The sequence below is a fragment of the Pseudomonas sp. CYM-20-01 genome, assembly GCF_023169845.1.
Taxonomy (GTDB): domain Bacteria; phylum Pseudomonadota; class Gammaproteobacteria; order Pseudomonadales; family Pseudomonadaceae; genus Aquipseudomonas; species Aquipseudomonas azotoformans.
Map to the genome: position 1 here is coordinate 1,456,230 of NZ_AP025169.1, position 22,936 is coordinate 1,479,165.

A 22,936-nucleotide genomic window follows, 5' to 3' on the forward strand; every position below is an offset into this window, starting at 1 on the left:
GGAGGGTGCTTGCCCCCGATGGGGGTGTGACAGTCAAAAGGAATGAGACTGATACACCGCCATCGGGGGCAAGCCCCCTCCCACATTGGCCGCGTGTATAGGCGTTTCAGACAAAAAAAAGAGACCCGAAGGTCTCTTTTTCTACACGACTCACACCTTACAGGCTGGAAATCCGCGCATGTTGCTCCGCCAGCTTGCCCAGGGCCTGTTCGGCCTCGGCCAGCTTGGCGCGTTCCTTCTCGATCACTTCAGCCGGCGCTTTGTCGACGAACGCCGCGTTGGACAGCTTGCCGCCCACCCGCTGCACTTCGCCTTGCAGGCGTGCGATTTCCTTGTCGAGACGGGCCAGTTCGGCACCCTTGTCGATCAGGCCGGCCATCGGCACCAGCACTTCCATCTCGCCAACCAGTGCGGTCGCGGACAGCGGTGCTTCTTCGCCGGTTGCCAATACGGTGATCGACTCCAGCTTCGCCAGCTTCTTGAGCAGCGCATCGTTCTCGGCGAGACGACGCAGATCCTCGGCGCTGGCGTTCTTCACAAACACCGCCAATGGCTTGCCCGGCCCGATGTTCATCTCGGCACGGATGTTACGCGTACCCATCATCAGGGTCTTGAGCCATTCGATATCGCTTTCGGCCGCTTCATCGATGCGCGCTTCGTTGGCCACCGGCCAAGGTTGCAGCATGATGGTCTTGCCTTCGATACCGGCCAGTGGCGCCAGGCGCTGCCAGATTTCTTCGGTGATGAACGGCATGAACGGGTGGGCCAGGCGCAACGCCACTTCGAGTACGCGCACCAGGGTGCGACGGGTGCCGCGCTGACGTTCGATCGGTGCGTTCTCGTCCCACAGGACCGGCTTGGAGAGTTCCAGGTACCAGTCGCAATACTGGTTCCAGATGAACTCGTACAGGGCCTGTGCGGCCAGGTCGAAACGGAACTGGTCGAGCTGGCGGGTCACTTCGGCTTCGGTGCGTTGCAGTTGCGAGATGATCCAGCGGTCGGCCAGGCTCAGTTCGACGGCTTCGCCGTTCTGACCACAGTCTTCGCCTTTATCCAGCACGTAGCGCGCCGCGTTCCAGATCTTGTTGCAGAAGTTGCGATAGCCTTCGACGCGGCCCATGTCGAACTTGATGTCGCGACCGGTAGACGCCAGCGAGCAGAAGGTGAAACGCAGGGCGTCGGTGCCGTAGCTGGCGATGCCATCGGCGAACTCGTCGCGGGTCTGCTTCTCGATCTTCTTCGCCAGTTTCGGCTGCATCAGGCCCGAGATGCGTTTCTGCACCAGGGTTTCCAGGTCGATGCCATCGATGATGTCCAGTGGGTCCAGGACGTTACCCTTGGACTTGGACATCTTCTGGCCCTGGCCGTCACGCACCAGGCCGTGCACGTACACGGTCTTGAACGGTACCTGCGGGGTGCCGTCCTCGTTCTTCACCAGGTGCATGGTCAGCATGATCATCCGGGCAACCCAGAAGAAAATGATGTCGAAGCCGGTGACCAGTACGTCGGTGGAGTGGAATTTCTTCAGGAATTCGGTCTGTTGCGGCCAACCCAGGGTGGAGAAGGTCCACAGGCCCGAGCTGAACCAAGTGTCCAGTACGTCGTTGTCCTGTTGCAGCGCAACGTCGGGGCCCAGGTTGTGCTTGGCGCGCACTTCGGCCTCGTCACGGCCTACATAGACCTTGCCCGACTCGTCATACCAGGCCGGGATGCGGTGGCCCCACCAGAGTTGACGGCTGATGCACCAGTCCTGGATATCGCGCATCCACGAGAAGTACATGTTTTCGTACTGCTTGGGCACGAACTGGATGCGGCCGTCTTCCACAGCGGCAATCGCCGGTTCTGCCAGCGGCTTGGTGGACACGTACCACTGGTCGGTCAGCCACGGCTCGATCACAGTGCCGGAGCGATCGCCCTTCGGCACTTTCAGGCCGTGGTCGTCAACGCTCACCAACAGGCCGGCGGCGTCGAAGGCAGCAACGATCTGCTTGCGCGCTTCAAAACGGTCGAGGCCGGCGTATTCAGCCGGGATCTTGCCGTCGATGCTCTCGTTCAGTGTGCCGTCCAGGTTGAACACTTGGCAGGCCGGCAGAACGGCGGCGTTCTTGTCGAAGATATTCAGCAGCGGCAGGTTATGGCGCTTGCCGACTTCGTAGTCGTTGAAATCGTGGGCCGGGGTGATTTTCACGCAACCGGTGCCGAATTCAGGGTCGCAGTAGTCGTCCGCGATGATCGGGATACGGCGGCCAACCAGCGGCAGTTCGACAAACTTGCCGATCAGCGCCAGGTAGCGTTCATCGTTCGGGTTAACCGCCACGGCGGCGTCGCCGAGCATGGTTTCCGGACGCGTGGTGGCGACGATCAGGTAGTCGTTGCCTTCAGCGGTCTTGGCGCCGTCGGCCAGCGGGTACTTGAGGTTCCACAGGAAGCCTTTCTCGTCGTGGTTTTCCACTTCAAGGTCGGAAATCGCCGTGTGCAACTTGGTGTCCCAGTTGACCAGGCGCTTGCCGCGGTAGATCAAGCCGTCTTCATGCAGGCGCACGAAGGCTTCTTTCACAGATTCCGACAGGCCGTCGTCCATGGTGAAGCGCTCGCGGCTCCAGTCTACGGACGAGCCGAGACGACGGATCTGACGGCTGATATTGCCGCCGGACTGATCCTTCCATTCCCAGATCTTTTCCAGGAATTTCTCGCGGCCCAGGTCGTGACGGTTCTGGCCGCTGGCTTCGAGTTGACGTTCCACCAGCATCTGGGTGGCGATACCGGCGTGGTCGGTGCCTGGCTGCCACAGGGTGTTGCGGCCCTGCATGCGGCGGAAACGGATCAGTGCATCCATGATCGCATTGTTGAAGCCATGGCCCATGTGCAGGCTGCCAGTGACGTTCGGTGGCGGAATCATGATGGTGTAGGAATCGCCCGCGCCTTGCGGGGCGAAATAATTCTCGGATTCCCAGGTGTTGTACCAGGAAGTTTCGATGGCGTGCGGCTGGTAGGTCTTATCCATGCGCGGCGGGACCCTAGTTGGCATTTATTCAGGAAAGCCGGCAAGTATAACGGGGCTGGGAGCTGAGGGCGAGTTGAAGACTTGTGCAAATCAAAGGTGGGAGGCTTGTCCCCTCCCACAGGAAGTTTATGCAAGGCTCAGGACTGGTATTGGCTGAGCAGCCGCTCCATCCGCGCATCCAGCCGGCGCTTGATCTCGGTTTCGATATGCGGGGCGAAGTCGTCGATCACGTCCTGCATGATCAGTTGTGCGGCGGCGCGCAGTTCGTTGTCCAGGTGCAGTAGCAGGGCGTCGGGCCCTTTTTCAGCGGGGGCAGGTTCGACGGCGGGAGCTTCGACAACCGGCTCCGGCGCGACAGGTTTGCCGCCGACCATGTCGAACAGCAGCGGAATCTGTACCTCGCCATCGACCGTCTCGGTCAACAGCGGCGGTTGCAAGTCATCATCACCCAGTAACTGACGGATCGACTCCAGGTCGTCCAGCAGGTGGTCGTCTTTTTTCTGCGGGTTTGGCGTGTCCATCATTTACTCAAAGTCGTTGTAGCCGGTGATCCTGGAGAGGATAGCCCTGTTCGCGGTAGAAACGGAAACTCTCCCGCGCGGCCTGACGAATAGCCGGATCTTCCACCACCACCTCTGCCACACGGGCAAAAGCCTTGGCGAATGGCGGTACTTTCAGGTCCAGGTTGACCAGCAGGTCATGGTGATCGCCGCAACTGTCACCCAAACCCAGCACCACCAGGCCTTCAGGTTCAGACTCGGCGGGGCCGTGGGGTACGAAGCTTTCGCCCTTGAAGCGCCACAGGCGGGCATCCAGCTCATCGCGTTGGGCGGCATCGCTGCAATGCAGGTAGATGCGGTGGCCCATGCGCCAGGCTTTTTCGGTGAGTTTGCAGGCAAAGTCCAGGCGCGCGAGCGGATCGGCGCTGGGCAATATATAGAAGTCGACTTGGGTCATTGCGGTTCCTGAGACCGAGGCGACGTAAGAGTCGCCCCGGAATCTTCAGTTTCAGGCCTTGGCGCGATCCAGCAGGTACTGGGTCAACAATGGCACCGGACGGCCAGTGGCGCCCTTGTCCTTGCCGCCGCTGGTCCAGGCCGTGCCGGCGATGTCCAGGTGCGCCCAGTTGAAGTTCTTGGCAAAGCGCGACAGGAAGCAGGCCGCAGTGATGGTGCCGGCTTTTGGACCACCGATGTTGGCGATGTCGGCGAACGGGCTGTCCAGCTGTTCCTGGTACTCATCGAACAGCGGCAGTTGCCAGGCGCGGTCGTCGGCGGCTTTACCGGCGCTGAGCAGTTGCTCGATCAGCTCGTCGCTGTTACCCAGCAGGCCGGAAGTGTGGGAGCCCAGGGCGACGATGCATGCGCCGGTCAGGGTGGCGATGTCGATCACGGCCTGTGGCTTGAAGCGCTCGGCGTAGGTCAGGGCATCGCACAGCACCAGGCGGCCTTCGGCGTCGGTGTTGAGGATTTCGACGGTCTGGCCGCTGAGGGTGGTGACGATGTCACCCGGACGGGTCGCGCCGCCGCTCGGCATGTTCTCGGCACAGGCCAGGATGCACACCAGGTTGATCGGCAGCTTGAGTTCCAGCACGGCACGCAGGGTGCCGAACACGCTGGCGGCGCCGCCCATGTCGTACTTCATCTCGTCCATGCCCAGGCCCGGCTTGAGGCTGATGCCGCCGGTGTCGAAGGTGATGCCTTTACCCACCAGGGCGTAAGGCTTCTCGGACTTCTTGCCGCCGTTGTATTGCATCACGATCAGGCGTGGCGGCTGGTCGCTGCCTTGGCCCACGGCATAGAACGAGCCCATGCCCAGTTCCTTGATCTTCTTCTCGTCCAGCACTTCGACTTTCAGGCCCTTGAACTCCTTGCCCAGCGCCTTGGCCTGTTCGCCGAGGAACGTCGGGTGGCAGATGTTCGGCGGCAGGTTGCCCAGGTCACGGGTGAACGACATGCCGTTGGCGATTGCAGTCGCGTGGGTCACGGCGCGCTCGACTTCAGCCTGGGCGGCCTTGATGGTCAGCAGGGTGATTTTCTTCAGGGCACGCGGTTCGGCCTTGGTGCTCTTGAACTGGTCGAAGATATAGCCGCCGTCCACCAGGCTTTCGGCCAGCAGGCGGGTCTTGCCGTAGCTGTCACGGCCTTTGACCACGATTTCATCGAGGGCCAGTGCGGCATCAGTGCCACCCAGGCCCTTGAGGGTGTTGAGGATGCCGCTGATGATCTTGCGGAACGGGCGGTCGCCCAGCTCGGCATCCTTGCCCACGCCTACCAGCAATACGCGGTCGGCCTTGAGGTTGGGCAGGCTTTGCAGCAGCAGGCTCTGGCCGACTTTGCCGGCCAGGTCGCCGCGCTTGAGCACTGCGCTGATAGCGCCGCCGCTGAGTTCGTCGAGTTGCTTGGCGGCCACGCCGAGCTTGCGGCCTTCGCCGATGGCGACCACGAGGGTGGCGGTTTTCAACGTTTCGGGGCTAACGCTTTTTACAACCAGTTCCATTTTCGGGTCCCTTATAAAGGTCGGTTAGCCAGGAGTCTGTACTCCGGCTTTAATACCAGGCAGCTGTGTAAACCGCCGGCGACAAAGGCCGCAGTTTGAACCTCGCCGACGGAGCCTGACAACCCTTGGTGCACGCTTTGTGCGTGTGCACGAGCAAGCTCCGTGACAGGCGCGGTCAATCACAGGATAATGCGCCATCTTTTTAGCCGGCCCTGTATAAACGGGCTGTCTCGGTATGCTTGCTTGTTTGGCCGCCTTAGCCTGACAACCCTGGAGTGTCTGGTTTGATTGTCTTCCGTTATCTGTCCCGCGAAGTCCTGTTGACCCTGAGTGCCGTGAGTGCGGTGCTGCTGGTCATCATCATGAGTGGTCGTTTCGTCAAATACCTGGCCCAGGCTGCCTCCGGCGCCCTGGACCCGGGCTCGCTGTTCCTGATCATGGGCTTCCGCCTGCCGGGCTTCTTGCAGTTGATCTTGCCGTTGGGCCTGTTCCTCGGGATCCTGCTGGCCTATGGCCGCTTGTACCTCGAAAGCGAAATGACCGTGCTCTCGGCCACCGGCATGAGCCAGCAGCGCTTGCTGGGCATGACCATGATCCCGGCCGCCGGCATCGCGCTGATCGTGGCCTGGCTGAGCCTGGGCCTGGCGCCCCAGGGCGCCTTGCAGTTCCAGTTGGTGCTGAACAAGCAGGATGCGATGACCGAGTTCGACACCCTCGAGCCCGGTCGCTTCCAGGCGCTCAATGACGGTTCCCGGGTGACCTACACCGAAACCCTGACCGACGACCGCGCCAATCTGGGCGGTGTGTTCATCTCCGAGAAACGCCTGGGCCAGGACAAGAAAGACCGAGGCATTTCCGTGCTGGTGGCCGATTCGGGGCGCCAGGAAGTGCGTCCTGATGGCAGTCGCTACCTGATCCTGGAGAATGGCTACCGCTATGACGGCAGTCCGGGCATGGCCGATTACCGCGCAATCAAGTACGACACCTATGGCGTGATGCTGGCTCGCCCGGACATCAGCGACGAAGTCACTGACCGTGATGCCATCCCGACGACTGACCTGTGGGGCAGCAAGGAACTGCGCTCCGTTGCCGAGCTGCAATGGCGACTCTCCCTGCCGCTGCTGGTGTTCATCGTGACCTTGATGGCCGTGCCGCTGTCGCGCGTCAACCCGCGTCAGGGCCGATTCCTCAAGCTGTTGCCGGCGATCCTGCTGTACATGGCTTACCTGACCATCCTGATTTCCGCCCGCGGCTCCCTGGAGAAGGGCAAGCTGTCGCCGACCCTGGGCCTGTGGTGGGTGCACGGGATCTTCCTGGTGATCGGCCTGGGGCTGCTCTACTGGGAACCGATCCGTTTGAAAATGATGAGCCGTCGCGGCCAGAAGGAGTTGGCTCGTGGCTAAGCTCGATCGCTACATTGGTAGCAGCGTACTGATCGCCATCCTGGCGGTATTGGGCATCATCCTCGGGCTGGCGTCGTTGTTCGCCTTCATCGATGAAGTGGGCAACGTCAGCGACACCTACACAGTATGGGACGTGCTGAGCTATGTGGCCCTCACCGCGCCGCGTCGCCTCTACGACATGATGCCGATGGCCGCGCTGATCGGCTGCCTGATCGGACTGGGAAGCCTGGCCAGCAACAGCGAACTGACCATCATGCGCGCTGCCGGCGTGTCCATCGGTCGTACCGTCTGGGCGGTGATGAAGCCCATGCTGCTGCTGATGGCCTGCAGCGTGCTGATCGGCGAATATGTCGCGCCACCGGCCGAAACCACTGCCCAGGCCAATCGCGCCCTGGCCCAGGGGTCGGGCGACGCGCAAAGCTCCAAGCATGGCCTGTGGCACCGCCAGGGCGATGAGTTCATCCATATCAACGCGGTGCAGCCCGGTGGCCTGTTGATTGGCGTGACCCGCTACACGTTCGACAAAGAACGTCACCTGCTGGAATCCAGCTTCGCCAAACGTGCGCAGTACAGTAGCGAAAAATGGCAACTCAGCGACGTCACCACGACCTACTTCCGTAATGTCGGCCAAGGCACCAAGGCCAGCACTGAAGTGATCAACTTGCCGAGCGAGGAGTGGGACATCGCCCTCAAGCCGGAACTGCTCAATACCGTGGTGATGATCCCGGAAAGCCTGCCGATCTCCGGGTTGTGGGGCTATATCCACTATCTGAAGGACCAGGGCCTGAACAACGGCCGCTACTGGCTGGCGTTCTGGGTCAAGGTGTTGCAACCGGTGGTGACCGCCGCGTTGGTGCTGATGGCGATTTCCTTCATCTTTGGCCCGCTGCGTTCGGTGACCCTGGGCCAGCGCGTATTCACGGGGGTGCTGGTGGGTTTCACCTTCCGCATCGCCCAGGACCTGCTGGGTCCGTCGAGCCTGGTGTTCGGCTTCTCGCCGCTGTTTGCGGTGCTGGTGCCCACGGCCATCTGCGCCCTGGCGGGCTTCTGGTTACTGCGTCGGGCCGGTTGATACCGCGCTTATGATCAAAAAATGCCCTGGTCGAGAGATCGGGGCATTTTTGTTCTGGTCAGCAAAGATGACGTCTGGCCTGAGCATCAGGTACAATTCCCGGCTATTTTTCAGCGGGCAATCTGCCTGCAGCCTTTTTGAGTGTTGATCCGTGAGTGATTTGAGTCATATCCGCAATTTCTCCATCATCGCCCACATTGACCATGGCAAGTCGACGCTGGCCGACCGGTTCATCCAAATGTGCGGTGGCCTTGCCGAGCGTGAAATGGAAGCCCAGGTCCTGGACTCCATGGACCTCGAACGCGAGCGCGGCATCACCATCAAGGCCCACAGCGTTACCCTGTATTACAAGGCCAAAGACGGTATCACCTACCAACTGAACTTCATTGACACCCCGGGCCACGTCGACTTCACCTACGAAGTCAGCCGTTCCCTGGCGGCCTGTGAAGGTGCCTTGCTGGTGGTGGACGCAGGCCAGGGCGTGGAAGCGCAGTCGGTTGCCAACTGCTACACCGCGATCGAGCAGGGCCTGGAAGTCATGCCCGTGCTGAACAAGATCGACCTGCCCCAGGCCGAGCCAGAGCGCGTCAAGGAAGAGATCGAGAAGATCATCGGCATCGACGCCACCGACGCCGTCACCTGCAGCGCCAAGACCGGCCTGGGTGTCGACGAAGTGCTCGAACGCCTGGTGCACACCATCCCCGCGCCGACCGGCAACTACGAAGATCCGCTGCAAGCGTTGATCATCGACTCCTGGTTCGACAACTACCTGGGCGTTGTCTCCCTGGTGCGCGTGCGTCATGGCCGTGTGAAGAAAGGCGACAAGATCCTGGTCAAATCCACCGGCAAGATCCACCTGGTGGACAGCGTCGGTGTATTCAACCCCAAGCACACCGCGACCGTTGATCTGAAAGCCGGTGAAGTAGGCTTCATCATCGCCGGTATCAAGGACATTCACGGTGCACCGGTGGGGGACACCCTGACCCTGAGCTCCACGCCGGATGTAGACGTGCTGCCGGGCTTCAAGCGCATCCAGCCGCAGGTCTACGCCGGTCTGTTCCCGGTCAGCTCCGACGACTTCGAAGACTTCCGCGAAGCCCTGCAGAAGCTGACCCTCAACGACTCGTCGCTGCAGTACACCCCGGAAAGCTCCGACGCCCTGGGTTTCGGCTTCCGTTGCGGGTTCCTGGGCATGCTGCACATGGAAATCATCCAGGAGCGCCTCGAGCGCGAATACGACCTGGACCTGATCACCACCGCGCCCACCGTTATTTTCGAGTTGTTGCTGAAAACCGGTGAAACGATTTACGTCGACAACCCGTCCAAGCTCCCGGATCTGTCGGCCATCGAAGACATGCGCGAGCCTATCGTGCGGGCCAATATCCTGGTTCCGCAGGAGCACTTGGGCAACGTCATCACTTTGTGTATCGAAAAACGTGGCGTACAGCGCGACATGCTGTTCCTCGGTACCCAGGTCCAGGTGACCTACGATATGCCGATGAACGAGGTGGTGCTGGACTTCTTCGACCGTCTCAAATCCACCAGCCGCGGCTATGCTTCGCTGGATTACCATTTCGACCGTTACCAATCGGCTAATCTGGTGAAACTGGATGTGTTGATCAACGGCGACAAGGTCGATGCCCTGGCACTGATCGTGCACAAGGACAACGCGCACTACAAAGGTCGCCAGTTGACCGAGAAGATGAAAGAACTGATTCCGCGCCAGATGTTCGACGTCGCGATCCAGGCCGCCATTGGCGGGCAGATCATTGCACGAACCTCCGTCAAGGCACTCAGAAAGAACGTACTGGCCAAATGCTACGGCGGTGACGTAAGCCGTAAGCGCAAGCTGCTTGAGAAGCAAAAGGCCGGTAAAAAACGCATGAAGCAAGTAGGTAACGTGGAAGTTCCACAAGAAGCCTTCCTTGCGGTGCTCAGGTTGGATAGTTAGGTCCTATGTCGCTAAATTTCCCGCTGTTGCTGGTCATCGCCGTTGCCGTTTGCGGTCTCCTGGCGTTGCTCGATCTGGTGTTCTTCGCCCCGCGTCGGCGGGCGGCTATCGCGGCCTATCAGGGCAGCGTCAGCCAGCCCGATGGCGTGGTGATCGAGAAGCTGAACAAAGAGCCTTTGCTGGTTGAATACGGCAAGTCGTTCTTCCCGGTGTTGTTCATCGTGCTGGTGCTGCGTTCGTTCCTGGTGGAGCCGTTTCAGATCCCGTCGGGGTCGATGAAACCTACCCTGGACGTGGGCGACTTCATCCTGGTGAACAAATTTTCCTACGGGATCCGCCTGCCGGTGATCGACAAGAAGGTCATCGAAGTCGGTGACCCGCAGCGCGGCGATGTGATGGTGTTCCGCTACCCGAGCGACCCGAACGTCAACTACATCAAGCGTGTGGTAGGCCTGCCGGGCGACGTGATTCGCTACACCAGTGACAAGCGCCTGTTCATCAACGGTGAGTCGGTGGCCGAGAAGCTGCTGGGTTCCGAGCCGAACAGCCTGGGCAGCGCCGAGCTGTACCAGGAAAAACTCGGTGCGGTAGAGCACGAGATCCGCAAGGAAATGAGCCGCTACCGTGCACAGCCTGACGGCCAGTGGACCGTGCCGGCCGGGCACTACTTCATGATGGGCGACAACCGCGACAACTCCAATGACAGCCGGTACTGGGATGACCCCAACATTCCCAAGGACCTGCTGGGCATGGTTCCCGACCAGAATATCGTCGGCAAGGCCTTTGCGGTCTGGATGAGCTGGCCGGAACCCAAACTCAGCCACCTGCCGAACTTCTCGCGGGTCGGGCTGATCAAGTAATACAGGCGGCGCTGTGAACACAGCGCCGAATGCTTTTCTGGGGTGGGGACAAATCGGTCCTGCCTCCTGCAGCACCAACCAGGATTTGAATTTGAACACTGCGTCAATCGTCGATGGCCGCCGGTGCCACCAACTAGATATGGATAAACCGTGACCGTTTCTCTAGCACGTCTCGAGCGCCAGCTCGGCTACACCTTCAAGGACCAGGAATTGATGGTCCTTGCCCTCACACACCGCAGCTTTGCCGGGCGCAACAACGAGCGCCTGGAATTCCTCGGTGATGCCATCCTCAACTTCGTCGCCGGTGAGGCGCTGTTCGAGCGCTTCCCCCAAGCCCGTGAAGGTCAGCTGTCGCGCCTGCGTGCGCGCCTGGTGAAGGGTGAGACCCTGGCCGTGCTGGCCCGTGGCTTTGGCCTGGGCGAGTACCTGCGCCTGGGTTCCGGCGAGTTGAAGAGCGGCGGTTTCCGTCGCGAGTCGATCCTGGCCGATGCCCTTGAAGCGCTGATCGGTGCGATCTACCTCGATGCCGGTATGGAAGCCGCCAAGGAACGCGTCACCGCCTGGCTGACCTCCGAGATCGAGAGCCTCACGCTGGTCGACACCAATAAAGACCCCAAGACCCGCCTGCAGGAATTTTTGCAGTCCCGCGGGTGCGAACTGCCACGCTACGAAGTGGTGGATATCCAGGGTGAGCCCCATTGCCGCGTGTTCTTCGTGGAATGTGAAATCACCTTACTGAACGAAAAAAGCCGAGGTCAGGGTGTGAGCCGCCGTATTGCCGAACAGGTAGCGGCCGCCGCAGCACTGATTGCCCTGGGCGTGGAGAATGGCCATGACTGATTCAACCGCAACACGCTGTGGCTATGTTGCCATCGTCGGCCGCCCGAACGTGGGCAAGTCCACGCTGCTCAACCACATCCTCGGCCAGAAGCTGGCGATCACCTCGCGCAAGCCGCAGACCACCCGCCACAACATGCTGGGCATCAAGACCGAAGGCAGCGTGCAAGCGGTGTACGTCGATACCCCGGGCATGCACAAGGGTGGCGAGAAGGCGCTTAACCGCTACATGAACAAGACCGCTTCGGCGGCGTTGAAAGACGTCGACGTGGTGATCTTCGTGGTCGACCGCACCAAGTGGACCGACGAAGACCAGATGGTCCTCGAACGTGTGCAGTACGTCACCGGTCCGTTGATCGTCGCGCTGAACAAGACCGACCGTATCGAAGACAAAGCCGAGCTGATGCCGCACCTGAGCTGGCTGCAGGAACAACTGCCGAACGCCCAGATCATCCCGATCTCGGCCCAGCACGGCCACAACCTCGATGCCCTGGAGCGCGTGATCGCCGAGCACCTGCCGGAGAACGAACACTTCTTCCCGGAAGACCAGATCACCGACCGCAGCAGCCGCTTCCTCGCCGCTGAACTGGTGCGCGAGAAAATCATGCGCCAGATGGGCGCGGAGCTGCCGTACCAGATCACCGTGGAAATCGAAGAGTTCAAGCAGCAGGGCAAGACCTTGCACATCCATGCGCTGATCCTCGTCGAGCGTGACGGCCAGAAGAAAATCATCATTGGCGACAAGGGCGAGCGCATCAAGCGCATCGGCACCGAGGCGCGCAAGGACATGGAATTGCTGTTCGATTCCAAGATCATGCTCAACCTGTGGGTGAAGGTGAAGGGCGGCTGGTCCGATGACGAGCGCGCACTGCGCTCCCTGGGCTATGGCGACCTGTAAGGTCCTGAATGCACCGCAGGGCTGAAAATGTGGGAGGGGGCTTGCCCCCGATGGCGGTGGGTCAGTTGACAAATAAGTGACTGACACACTGCCATCGGGGGCAAGCCCCCTCCCACATTAGGTTTGTGTCGTTTTCAAAAGTGCATTCCAGCAGTGAGCAGCCATGTCCCAATCCCCACCCCCCAGCCAACTCGCCTACGTCCTGCACAGCCGCGCCTACCGCGAGACAAGCGCCTTGGTGGACTTCCTCACGCCCCAGGGCCGCCTGCGCGCAGTCTTGCGCAGTGCGCGGGGCAAGGCGGGCACGCTGGCGCGGCCGTTCGTGGCCCTGGACGTGGAGTTTCGCGGCAAGGGCGAGCTGAAAAACGTCGGCCGCATGGAAAGCGTGGGCACCTCGGCCTGGCTCAACGGCGACGCGCTGTTCAGCGGCCTCTACCTCAATGAACTGCTGATCCGCCTGCTCCCCGCCGAAGACCCGCACCCGGCAGTCTTCGATCACTACGCCGCCACACTGTTGGCCCTGGCCGAAGGTCGTCCCTTGGAGCCGCTGCTGCGTGCGTTCGAATGGCGCCTGCTCGATGACCTGGGCTACGGCTTCGAACTGGCCAACGACCTGCACGGCGAGCCCATCGCCGCCGATGGCATGTATCGCCTGCAGGTGGACGCCGGCCTCGAGCGTGTGTATCTGCTGCAACCCGGCCTGTTCCAGGGCACCGAGCTGCTGGCCATGAGCGAAGCGGACTGGACGGCGCCCGGCGCCTTGTCCGCCGCCAAACGCCTGATGCGCCAGGCCCTGGCTGTGCATTTGGGCGGGCGCCCGCTGGTCAGTCGCGAGTTGTTTCGAAAGCCCTGACAACCCCGTGTATGCTGTGCGGCGTTTCTTTCCCTTTTCAGGAGCGCTTCCGTGACCACCAGCAATCGCATTCTTCTTGGCGTCAACATCGACCACGTCGCTACCCTGCGCCAGGCCCGGGGCACCCGTTACCCTGACCCGGTCAAGGCTGCGCTGGACGCCGAAGAAGCGGGCGCCGACGGCATCACCGTGCACCTGCGCGAAGACCGCCGCCACATCCAGGAGCGCGACGTGCTGCTGCTCAAGGATGTGCTGCAAACCCGCATGAACTTCGAAATGGGCGTCACCGAGGAAATGATGCAGTTCGCCGAGCGCATCCGCCCGGCGCACATCTGCCTGGTGCCCGAAACCCGTCAGGAACTGACCACCGAAGGTGGCCTCGACGTGGCCGGCCAGGAAGCGCGGATCAAGGCCGCCGTGGAGCGCCTGTCGAAGATCGGCAGTGAAGTCTCGTTGTTCATCGACGCCGACGAGCGCCAGATCGAAGCCTCGCGCCGTGTCGGTGCCCCGGCAATCGAACTGCACACCGGCCGTTACGCCGACGCCACCACCCCTACCGAAGTGGCTGACGAACTGCAACGCATCATCGACGGTGTGAGTTGCGGCCTCAAGGAAGGCCTGATCGTCAACGCCGGCCATGGCCTGCATTACCACAACGTCGAAGCCGTGGCCGCGATCAAGGGCATCAATGAGCTGAACATCGGCCATGCGCTGGTGGCCCATGCGCTGTTCGTCGGTTTCAAGGGCGCGGTGGCCGAGATGAAAGCCCTGATCCTGGCCGCCGCCAAGCACTAAAAAATACTGAAGATCCAATGTGGGAGGCGGCTTGCCCCTTCCCACATGCGAACCCTTACTGTTTAGCCGTTGCAGGTGTATCGTATCTGCCCTTTGCAGGCCTTGGGCCTGCGGCCGATACGTGAGGTTGTTGTGTCCCGATCCTTTTCCCGTCGACAAATCCTGGGTGGTCTTGCAGGCCTGGCCGTAGTGGGCGTCGGTGCCGGTGGCGCCTATCGCTACTGGCTGGGGAAAGTCGCCGAAGCCGAGGCTGGGCATGATTACGAACTGATCGCCGCGCCGTTGGACGTGGAGTTGGTGCCAGGGCACAAGACCCAAGCCTGGGCATTCGGCCCCTCAGCGCCGGGTACCGAGTTGCGGGTGCGCCAGGGCGAATGGCTGCGGGTGCGTTTCATCAACCACCTGCCGGTCGCCACCACCATTCACTGGCACGGCATTCGCCTGCCGCTGGAAATGGACGGCGTGCCCTACGTCTCACAATTGCCGGTACTGCCCGGCGAATACTTCGACTACAAATTCCGCGTACCCGACGCCGGCAGCTACTGGTACCACCCCCACGTGAACAGCAGCGAAGAACTCGGCCGTGGCCTGGTCGGCCCGTTGATCATCGAAGAGCGCGAACCCACAGGTTTCAAACACGAACGCACCCTCAGCCTGAAAAGCTGGCATGTGGATGAGGAGGGCGCTTTCGTCGCGTTCAGTATCCCGCGTGAGGCCGCTCGGGGCGGTACGGCAGGGCGCTTGTCGACCATCAACGGCGTGTCCCAGGCGGTGATCGATTTGCCCGCCGGTCAGATTACCCGCGTGCGGTTGCTCAACCTCGACAACACCCTGACCTATCGCATCAACATTCCAGACGTTGAAGCACAGATCTACGCGCTGGACGGCAACCCTATCGAGCCACGCCCACTGGGCAAGGAATACTGGCTGGGCCCGGGCATGCGCATCTGCCTGGCGATCAAGGCACCGCCGGCGGGCGAGGAGCTGTCGATCCGCAACGGCCCGGTACGGCTCGGCACCTTCCGTTCGGTCGCCAGCACCGATGCGCCCAGCGAATGGCCGTCTGCGTTGCCTGCCAACCCGATCAGCGAGCCGGACCTGGCCAATGCCGAGAAACTCAACTTCAATTTCGAGTGGGTGGGTTCGGTCTCGGTCGATACCGACAACGGCAAGCCACCCAGCCTGTGGCAGATCAACGGCAAGGCCTGGGACATCACCGACAAGACCTGCGCCGATCGTCCGATTGCCAAGCTGGAGAAGGGCAAGAGCTACATTTTCGAATTGAAGAACATGACCCAGTACCAGCACCCGATCCACCTGCACGGCATGAGCTTCAAGGTGATCGCCTCGAACCGCCACAAGGTGATCCCGTATTTCACCGACACCTACCTGCTGGGCAAGAACGAGCGTGCCCGCGTGGCGTTGGTGGCGGATAACCCAGGCGTCTGGATGTTCCACTGCCACGTGATCGACCACATGGAAACCGGCCTGATGGCCGCCATCGAGGTGGCGTGATGCGCCAGATCCGCCCCACCGCGATCATCGACCGCAGCCGCGACCAGGACTTTATGCGCGAAGCCCTGGCCCTCGCCGCCCAAGGTGCTGCGCTGGGTGAAGTGCCCGTCGGCGCGGTGCTGGTGCAGGACGGTCAGATCATCGGCCGAGGCTTCAACTGCCCGATCAGCGGCAACGACCCCAGCGCTCACGCTGAGATGGTCGCCATCCGCGCCGCCGCGCAAGCCATCAGCAATTACCGCCTGGTGGGCAGCACCCTTTACGTGACCCTGGAACCGTGCAGCATGTGCGCGGGCCTGATCGTTCATTCACGGGTTGCCCGTGTGGTGTATGGCGCGCTGGAGCCCAAGGCGGGGATCGTGCAAAGCCAGGGGCAGTTTTTTACCCAGGGCTTTCTGAATCATCGAGTGTTGTTCGAGGGTGGTGTGCTGGCTGAGGAGTGCGGGACGGTATTGAGCGAGTTCTTCAGGGCGCGCCGGGCCAAACCTGCTCTCTAAACGACGCTGGAGATCAAAATGTGGGAGGGGGCTTGCCCCCGATAGCAGTGGGTCAGTAAGCATATTTATGACTGATACACCGCCATCGGGGGCAAGCCCCCTCCCACATTTGGAACTCTATTTTATCAGTGAGGTATCAGCGTCACTTCCTGGCGACGATCACCGCCCGCATCGGCGCCGGCAGCCCTTCTATCGTCTTGCTGTGGTCTTCGGGGTCGAGGAAGTCACTCAGCGACTGGTACTTCATCCACTCCGTCCCGCGCTGTTCCTCGACCGTGGTCACGCTCACATCCACGCAGCGCACATCGCTGAAGCCTGCACGGCGCAGCCATAGCATCAGCGCCGGCACTGAGGGCAGGAACCACACGTTACGCATCTGCGCGTAGCGATCTTCCGGCACCAGCACTTGTTGCTGATCGCCTTCCACCACCAAGGTTTCCAAGACCAGTTCGCCGCCTTTGACCAAGGTGTCTTTCAACGCCAGCAAATGCTCGATGGGCGAACGCCGGTGATAGAACACGCCCATGGAAAACACCGTATCAAAACCTTCCAGATTCGCTGGCAGGTCTTCGAACGGGAACGGTAGGTGCCAGGCCTTGGGCTCGGAGAGGTAACGCTGCACCGCCTGGAACTGGCAGAAAAACAGCCAATTCGGGTCCACGCCGATCACGCTGTCGGCGCCGGCGCCGAGCATGCGCCACATGTAGTAGCCGTTGCCGCAGCCGACATCGAGAATGCGCTTGCCCTTCAGGTTCAGGTGCGGCGCAACCCGCGACCATTTCCAGTCCGAGCGCCACTCGGTGTCCACATGCACGCCGAACAGGTTGAACGGCCCTTTGCGCCACGGGCTCAGGCCCATCAACGCAGTGTGCATCTGCGCGCGGGTGTCATCGTCGCAGTCGGTGTCGAGTGTCAGGCCGTTGAGCAAATCCACGTCGCTGGGCTGGATCTTGGGCAGCGCATCCAGCGCACTCTGCCAACGCGCAAGGTCGCCATGACCCTTTTCCATCTTGCTGTCGAGTTGCGCTTGCAGGCCCTGGGCCCACACGGCCAGGGGAGTGCCGACCAGGTGGCGGGCGAGGGGGGACAGATCAATCATGGCAAGGCAATCAACGAGGCAAAGTTAAGACACTGGAACCACGGCACGACTTTAGAGAACCCGGCCGCCAGCAGGCGTTCGCGGTGTTCTTCGAGGCTGTCGGGCTTCATGACGTTTTCGATGGCGCTGCGCTTCTGGGCGATTTCCAGTTCGCTGTAGCCGTTGGCGCGTTTGAACGCGATATGCAGGTCGGTGAGCAGCGCGTGCTCTTCGGGATCATTGAAACGCAACTTCTCCGACAGGATCAACGCACCGCCCGGCAACAGCGCTTGGCGGATGCGCGAGAGCAACGCCAGGCGCTCATCGGGGGCAATGAATTGCAGGGTGAAATTCAGCGCCACCACCGAGGCCGGGGCAAATTGCAGTGCGAGGATATCGCCCTCGATCACCTCGACCGGCAGCAACTCCTGGAACATCGAGTCCTGGCCGTTGAGGTATTCACGGCAGCGCTCGACCATCGCCGTCGAGTTATCCACCGCGATCACCCGGCAACCGTCAGTGCGCACATGGCGACGCAGGGCCTGGGTGACCGCGCCGAGGGACGAGCCCAGGTCATAGAGCACGCTATTGGGTTGGGCAAATTGCGCCGCGAGTACGCCGAGGTTCTCGACGATGGTCGGGTAACCCGGCACCGAGCGCTTGATCATGTCCGGGAACACCCGCACCACGTCTTCGTTGAAGGCGAAGTCCGGCACCTGGGGCAGGGGCTGGGCGAATAGGCGATCGGGTTCTTTGCTCACGGTTGTTCCGGCGACGATTGGGGAAAGGCCGGCATTTTAGCCAACTTGGCCCTCGGATGCGCGGGTTGTCTGATGGAAAGCCGAGGCGGTGATGCCCCATTGTCCCAGCCAATAAGTGACGATCAACAAATACGGCGCCGCCTCGAACGCCACCACAAACCGATTGATCCCGATCAGCGTGTCGGAAAACACAAACGACGCCGCGCCCGCCGCCGCCAGCAGTGCCGAGCGCTGCGGCACTTCACTGCCCAAGCGTGCCAGTGCACGCCAGAGCATGGCGCTGATCACCAGCGCATACACCACCACCGGAATCAGCAGGTCGCCCAGGCCGTGGGAAATCAGGATACTCAGCAGGATCGCGCCCACGCCCAACGCCAGTAGCAGCGGCAGCCATGCAAGACGACGGCAGTCGCTGAAATAGGCCTTGAGGTACGCCAGGTGCGCAAACAGGAACGCACCCAGGCCAAAGATAAACAGGTCGCCGGGCCAGGCCAGCAACACGTCGCCCACCAAGGAGAAAATCAGCCCCAGGCTGATCCAGCGTCGATAGTCGGTGGGCGGTGCATCATGCAGCCAGCCCAGCAGCGCCAGCACCGGCAGTGGCTTGACCAGCAGGCACAATAAGGTGGCATGGGTGGTCAGGCCGTAGATGAAAGTGCCGGCGCCCATCAACGCAAGAATCAGCCAAGGCATATCAGTTCACCGTAATGGCGCAGTCAAAGGTTTCGACGGGCTCGGCTTCCGGCTCCCAGGGTTGCTGGGAGGTCAGGCGCAAACGGCCCTGGCCGGCGGCGAAGGCCTGGAAGCGCCAGGTCGATTGGCCGCCGCCGCCGATCACGCCGGATTCTGTGCTGCTGTAGACCTCAGGGCTCAACGCACGCAGTACGCCGCCAGCGGAATCCTGGATGGCCCAGCGGTAACCGGTGGTGGGGTTGCTTGGGAGGGTGAGGATCAGGTTTTGCCCGGTTTTAAGTTGAAGCGGGCAGGTGCTCTGGTTGTCCACGCTGATGTTTTGCTTCGGTGCGCTGGCACACGCGGCCAGCAGGGCAAGGCTCAAGGGGAGAAGCAGGCGGGCAGCGGTCATGGGGGCTCCGTTCATTCACGACGAAGGGCGAGCATAACCGAAGATGAGACAAGGTGTGACAACAGGGGATTTTGTGATGAATGTTCTGGCCCCATCGCGGGCAAGCCCCCTCCCACATTTTGATTTGTGAACACATTCAAATGTGGGAGTGGGCTTGCCCGCGATGGCGTCATACCAGGCGCTGGATAGCTGTCAGAAGAGCACCTTCGCCACATCCGCAAAGCGCTTGGCAAAGTGCACCGTCATGCCTTCCTTGAGGTACTCCGGCAACTCTTCAAAACTGCCACGGTTCGGCTCCGGCAAGATCAGCTCATGGATCTTCTGGCGCCGGGCCGCGATCACCTTCTCACGCACCCCGCCAATCGGCAGCACATGCCCGGTCAACGTCAGTTCGCCGGTCATGGCCACGCCTTTTTTCGGCGGCTGGTTACGCGCCAGCGACAACAACGCACTGGCCATGGTCACCCCGGCGCTCGGGCCGTCTTTGGGCGTGGCGCCTTCCGGCACATGCAAGTGCACGAAGGCTTCATCGAAGAATTTCGGATCGCCGCCAAAAGATTTCAGGTTCGAACTGATGTAGCTGTAGGCGATTTCGGCGGATTCCTTCATCACTTCACCCAATTGCCCGGTGAGCTTGAAGCCGCGGTTGAGCGTATGGATGCGCGTGGCCTCGATCGGCAAGGTTGCGCCGCCCATGCTGGTCCAGGCCAGGCCGGTGATCACGCCGGTGCCGGACAGCACTTGCTCATTGCGGAACACCGGCATGCCCAGGGAGCTTTCCAGGTCCTTGTTGCCGATCTTGATCACCGAGTCCGGCTCATCCAGCAGCTTGACCACCGCCTTGCGCACCAGTTTGCCCAGTTGTTTCTCCAACTGGCGCACCCCGGCTTCGCGAGCATAACCGTCGATGAGTGCGCGCAGGGCGCCGTCGCTGATGGTCAGGCTGGTTTTCGCCACACCGGCTTTTTCCAGCTGCTTGGGCCACAGGTGACGCTTGGCGATGGCGACTTTTTCTTCGGTGATATAGCCCGACAGGCGAATTACTTCCATACGGTCCAGCAACGGGCCGGGGATGGAGTCCAGGGTGTTGGCGGTGCACACGAACAGCACTTTGGACAGGTCCAGGCGCAGGTCCAGGTAGTGGTCAAGGAATTCGACGTTCTGCTCCGGGTCGAGGGTTTCCAGCAGCGCCGACGCCGGGTCGCCCTGGAAGCTCTGGCCCATCTTGTCGATCTCGTCGAGCATGATCACCGGGTTCATCACCTCCACGTCCTTGAGCGCCTGCACCAGCTTGCCGGGCAGCGCGCCGATGTAGGTACGGCGATGGCCCTTGATCTCGGCCTCGTCGCGCATGCCGCCGACGCTGAAGCGGTAGAACGGCCGGCCCAGGGACTCGGCGATGGATTTGCCCACACTGGTCTTGCCCACGCCCGGCGGTCCGACCAGCAGCACGATGGAGCCGGCGACTTCGCCTTTATAGGCGCCCACCGCGAGGAATTCGAGGATGCGACTCTTGATGTCATCCAGGCCCGCGTGGTGTTTATCCAGTACCTTGCGTGCGTGTTTCAGGTCGAGTTTGTCCTCGCCGTACACGCCCCACGGCACCGAGGTGGCCCAGTCCATGTAGTTGCGCGTCACCGCGTATTCCGGCGAACCGGTCTCGAGGATCGACAGCTTGTTCAGCTCTTCATCAATGCGTTTTTTCGCCTGGGCCGGCAGCACCTTGCCTTCCAGGCGTTGCTCGAACTGTTCGACGTCCGCGCTGCGGTCGTCCTTGGTCAGGCCCAGCTCCTGCTGGATGACCTTGAGCTGTTCCTTGAGGAAGAACTCACGCTGGTGCTCGCCGATCTTGCGGTTCACCTCGGCGGAGAGTTCTTTTTGCAGGCGTGCGACTTCGACTTCCTTGCGCAGCATCGGCAGCACTTTTTCCATGCGCTTGAGCATGGGCACGCAGTCCAGCACTTCCTGCAACTCGTTACCGGTGGCCGAGGTCAGCGCGGCGGCGAAGTCGGTAAGCGGCGACGGGTCGTTGGGGCTGAAGCGGTTGAGGTAGTTCTTCAGTTCTTCGCTGTACAGCGGGTTGAGCGGCAGCAGTTCCTTGATCGCATTGATCAGCGCCATGCCATAGGCCTTGACCTCGTCGGTCGGCTCGCTGGGCTGGTGCGGGTATTCGACTTCCACCAGATACGGTGGGCGGTGATGCTTGAGCCAGGTCTTGATGCGCACGCGGGTCAGGCCCTGGGCGACGAATTGCAGCTTGCCGTTCTCGCGGCTGGCGTGGTGCACCTTCACCAGGGTGCCGTACAACGGCAGGCTGGAGGTGTCGAAGTGGCGCGGGTCTTCCGGCGGCGTGTCCATGAAGAACAGGGCCAGGGAGTGGTGATCGGACTTGCTTACCAGCTCCAGGGTTTCGGCCCATGGTTCTTCATTGACGATTACCGGCAGCACTTGCGCCGGGAAGAATGGCCGATTGTGGATCGGGATGATATAGACCTTGTCCGGCAGGTTTTGCCCAGGCAGGGCCAGGCCGGTGTTGGACGAGGCGGATTCAGCGTTTTCGGGGTCGGCGTAGTCGTTGAGGTCGTAATCGGGGAAATCTTGCTGGTCGCTCATGGGGCACCTGCATAAGGAAGTATGGTGCTTAGATGGGGCGGGGCAGTGGTGGTTTCAATGGCGGGGTGGAGTTAGCAACAAATTGCATGAATTCAGCTGATCTTGTGCAGATAACTCGGCAACGGCTGCTCCGGTAACACCGACAGCACCTTCAACCGCTGCAACATACGTTGCCTGGCCCGCTGCAAATGCTCGCGCAGGTTCAGCGCCGCCGCATCAAACGCACCATGCAGCAGCAGCTCCAATATCAACCGATGTTCGGCCAGCATGGCTGGATCCGCGCCGATCCCCAGCAAGCGGTAGAAAATCCGGCTGATGATCATTGGGCTCTGACCTTGGCGGATCAACGCCGCGATCTTGCGGTTCTGCAGGCCGGCCAGGCAGCGTTGGTGCAAGTCTTCCTCGATCTGTTCGATGGCCTCCAGGCTGCAGTGGGGGCTGTCCTGAGCGGCCTGCACGCGCTGCAACATGGCTTCGAGCAACTCGCGGTCGAGGTGGGGCGCGCTCTGGCGCAGCGCTTCGGGTTCCAGGCAGGCGCGCAGCTCGTAGTCTTCGGTGACTTCCCGTGCCGTCAAAGGCCCCGCCAGCCATTGCGAGTAGGGCTCCTTTTCCACCAGGCCACGGTCGCGCAGGCGCATCAGCGCTTCGCGCACCACCGCACGGCTGACGCCGTAGTGGTCGGCGGCGGCTTGCTCGTCGAGGCGGTAATGGCCGAAGGCGATACAGGTGGACAGCGCCGCACCGATCTCTTCGACGATACGTTCGCCCAATGGCCGCGTGTCCACCAGTTCATCCTCACCGTTGAGCCCCAGGTGTGCATGGCTCAGGGGCAGGCGCAGCGGTTCCATCGCCAGGCCTTCGGGGTTGATCAGGTAACCCCGGCCGTTGAAGCGACAGATCAGGCCTTCTTCATGCAACAGGTCCAGGGCCTTGCGCACGGGCACGCGACTGGTGCCGAACAATTCGGCCAGCGGTGCTTCCAGCAAGACCAGGCCGTGGCGTGCAGTGCCGTTGACGATCGCGTCACGCATCACCTTGTGAATCATCGCGTAACGGGAGGCCGAGGCGGACACTGCTTTCATTGCATTCTCTGGGCTGAAGAGTCTGGGGTCGGGGATTCTCTCATAAGTCGTGCCTGTCACTCTGCGCCACGTCGGTGGCACTTTTTTGGGGCCTGGAACGTGAGGATGTTACTTTTCTGCACCAAAATGTACTT

Annotated in this window: 20 protein-coding genes; 10 read left to right on the top strand and 10 right to left on the bottom strand. The window is 61.5% G+C overall.

Going from position 1 to position 22,936, the window contains the following annotated elements; translation table 11 throughout:
* Positions 1-157: 157 nt before the first annotated feature.
* The 4 genes from M2497_RS06435 to M2497_RS06450 all read right to left on the bottom strand — a co-directional run bounded on the left by M2497_RS06435 (position 158) and on the right by M2497_RS06450 (position 5,503).
* Entirely contained in the window at positions 158-3,004 is a 2,847-nt protein-coding gene (locus tag M2497_RS06435; protein WP_248486404.1) for a valine--tRNA ligase, read from the bottom strand.
* Positions 3,005-3,141: 137 nt separating this feature from the next.
* Positions 3,142-3,525 carry a DNA polymerase III subunit chi gene (locus M2497_RS06440; RefSeq protein WP_248486406.1) on the bottom strand — a complete coding sequence of 128 codons (384 nt, stop codon included), beginning with the start codon at positions 3,523-3,525 and terminating at the stop codon, positions 3,142-3,144.
* 7 nt (positions 3,526-3,532) lie between these two features.
* Positions 3,533-3,961 carry a DNA polymerase III subunit chi gene (locus M2497_RS06445; protein ID WP_012722396.1) on the bottom strand — a complete coding sequence of 143 codons (429 nt, stop codon included), beginning with the start codon at positions 3,959-3,961 and terminating at the stop codon, positions 3,533-3,535.
* 51 nt (positions 3,962-4,012) lie between these two features.
* Positions 4,013-5,503, bottom strand: coding sequence for a leucyl aminopeptidase (locus M2497_RS06450; protein WP_248486408.1), 1,491 nt, complete (start codon positions 5,501-5,503; stop codon positions 4,013-4,015).
* Between the two features lie 284 nt (positions 5,504-5,787).
* Here M2497_RS06450 and lptF point away from each other — a divergent pair, with 284 nt between their 5' ends.
* The 10 genes from lptF to tadA all read left to right on the top strand — a co-directional run bounded on the left by lptF (position 5,788) and on the right by tadA (position 16,184).
* Complete coding sequence (gene lptF, locus M2497_RS06455) at positions 5,788-6,906, top strand: LPS export ABC transporter permease LptF (protein WP_248486410.1); 1,119 nt, start codon at positions 5,788-5,790, stop codon at positions 6,904-6,906.
* The gene (lptG, locus tag M2497_RS06460; protein ID WP_248486412.1) at positions 6,899-7,978 is read left to right on the top strand and encodes an LPS export ABC transporter permease LptG; all 1,080 of its coding nucleotides are present in this window, start codon (positions 6,899-6,901) and stop codon (positions 7,976-7,978) included. Before lptF ends, lptG begins: the two co-directional genes overlap by 8 nt.
* Before the next feature lie 151 nt (positions 7,979-8,129).
* Positions 8,130-9,929 (top strand): translation elongation factor 4, encoded by a 1,800-nt coding sequence (lepA, locus tag M2497_RS06465; RefSeq protein ID WP_003188853.1) that lies wholly within the window; start codon positions 8,130-8,132, stop codon positions 9,927-9,929.
* 5 nt (positions 9,930-9,934) lie between these two features.
* Positions 9,935-10,789, top strand: coding sequence for a signal peptidase I (gene lepB, locus M2497_RS06470; protein ID WP_248486414.1), 855 nt, complete (start codon positions 9,935-9,937; stop codon positions 10,787-10,789).
* Positions 10,790-10,939: 150 nt separating this feature from the next.
* Positions 10,940-11,629, top strand: a complete 690-nt coding sequence (rnc, locus tag M2497_RS06475; RefSeq protein ID WP_012722401.1) for a ribonuclease III — start codon at positions 10,940-10,942, stop codon at positions 11,627-11,629.
* Positions 11,622-12,524 carry a GTPase Era gene (era, locus tag M2497_RS06480; RefSeq protein ID WP_101266848.1) on the top strand — a complete coding sequence of 301 codons (903 nt, stop codon included), beginning with the start codon at positions 11,622-11,624 and terminating at the stop codon, positions 12,522-12,524. Before rnc ends, era begins: the two co-directional genes overlap by 8 nt.
* Positions 12,525-12,687: 163 nt before the next feature.
* On the top strand, positions 12,688-13,377 hold the full coding sequence (recO, locus tag M2497_RS06485) for a DNA repair protein RecO (RefSeq protein ID WP_058425777.1): 690 nt from the start codon (positions 12,688-12,690) through the stop codon (positions 13,375-13,377).
* 51 nt (positions 13,378-13,428) lie between these two features.
* Positions 13,429-14,172, top strand: coding sequence for a pyridoxine 5'-phosphate synthase (gene pdxJ, locus M2497_RS06490; protein ID WP_058425776.1), 744 nt, complete (start codon positions 13,429-13,431; stop codon positions 14,170-14,172).
* 132 nt (positions 14,173-14,304) lie between these two features.
* A complete protein-coding gene (locus tag M2497_RS06495) occupies positions 14,305-15,687 on the top strand; it encodes a multicopper oxidase family protein (protein WP_248486416.1) in 1,383 nt (460 codons plus the stop codon).
* A complete protein-coding gene (gene tadA, locus M2497_RS06500) occupies positions 15,687-16,184 on the top strand; it encodes a tRNA adenosine(34) deaminase TadA (protein WP_248486419.1) in 498 nt (165 codons plus the stop codon). The genes M2497_RS06495 and tadA overlap by 1 nt, the downstream gene beginning before the upstream one ends.
* Before the next feature lie 142 nt (positions 16,185-16,326).
* Here the strand turns inward: tadA and cmoB are convergent, their stop codons facing one another.
* From cmoB to M2497_RS06530, 6 genes are all read right to left on the bottom strand, one after another.
* Entirely contained in the window at positions 16,327-17,283 is a 957-nt protein-coding gene (gene cmoB / locus M2497_RS06505; protein WP_248486421.1) for a tRNA 5-methoxyuridine(34)/uridine 5-oxyacetic acid(34) synthase CmoB, read from the bottom strand.
* Entirely contained in the window at positions 17,280-18,023 is a 744-nt protein-coding gene (gene cmoA, locus M2497_RS06510; RefSeq protein ID WP_248486423.1) for a carboxy-S-adenosyl-L-methionine synthase CmoA, read from the bottom strand. Before cmoA ends, cmoB begins: the two co-directional genes overlap by 4 nt.
* 36 nt (positions 18,024-18,059) lie before the next feature.
* Entirely contained in the window at positions 18,060-18,716 is a 657-nt protein-coding gene (locus tag M2497_RS06515; protein ID WP_248486425.1) for a lysoplasmalogenase, read from the bottom strand.
* Between the two features lies 1 nt (position 18,717).
* The gene (locus M2497_RS06520) at positions 18,718-19,107 is read right to left on the bottom strand and encodes a protease inhibitor I42 family protein (protein WP_248486427.1); all 390 of its coding nucleotides are present in this window, start codon (positions 19,105-19,107) and stop codon (positions 18,718-18,720) included.
* A 192-nt stretch (positions 19,108-19,299) separates the two neighbouring features.
* Complete coding sequence (lon, locus tag M2497_RS06525) at positions 19,300-21,720, bottom strand: endopeptidase La (RefSeq protein ID WP_248486429.1); 2,421 nt, start codon at positions 21,718-21,720, stop codon at positions 19,300-19,302.
* Positions 21,721-21,812: 92 nt separating this feature from the next.
* Positions 21,813-22,802 (bottom strand): GntR family transcriptional regulator, encoded by a 990-nt coding sequence (locus tag M2497_RS06530; RefSeq protein WP_248486431.1) that lies wholly within the window; start codon positions 22,800-22,802, stop codon positions 21,813-21,815.
* Positions 22,803-22,936 lie beyond the last annotated feature (134 nt).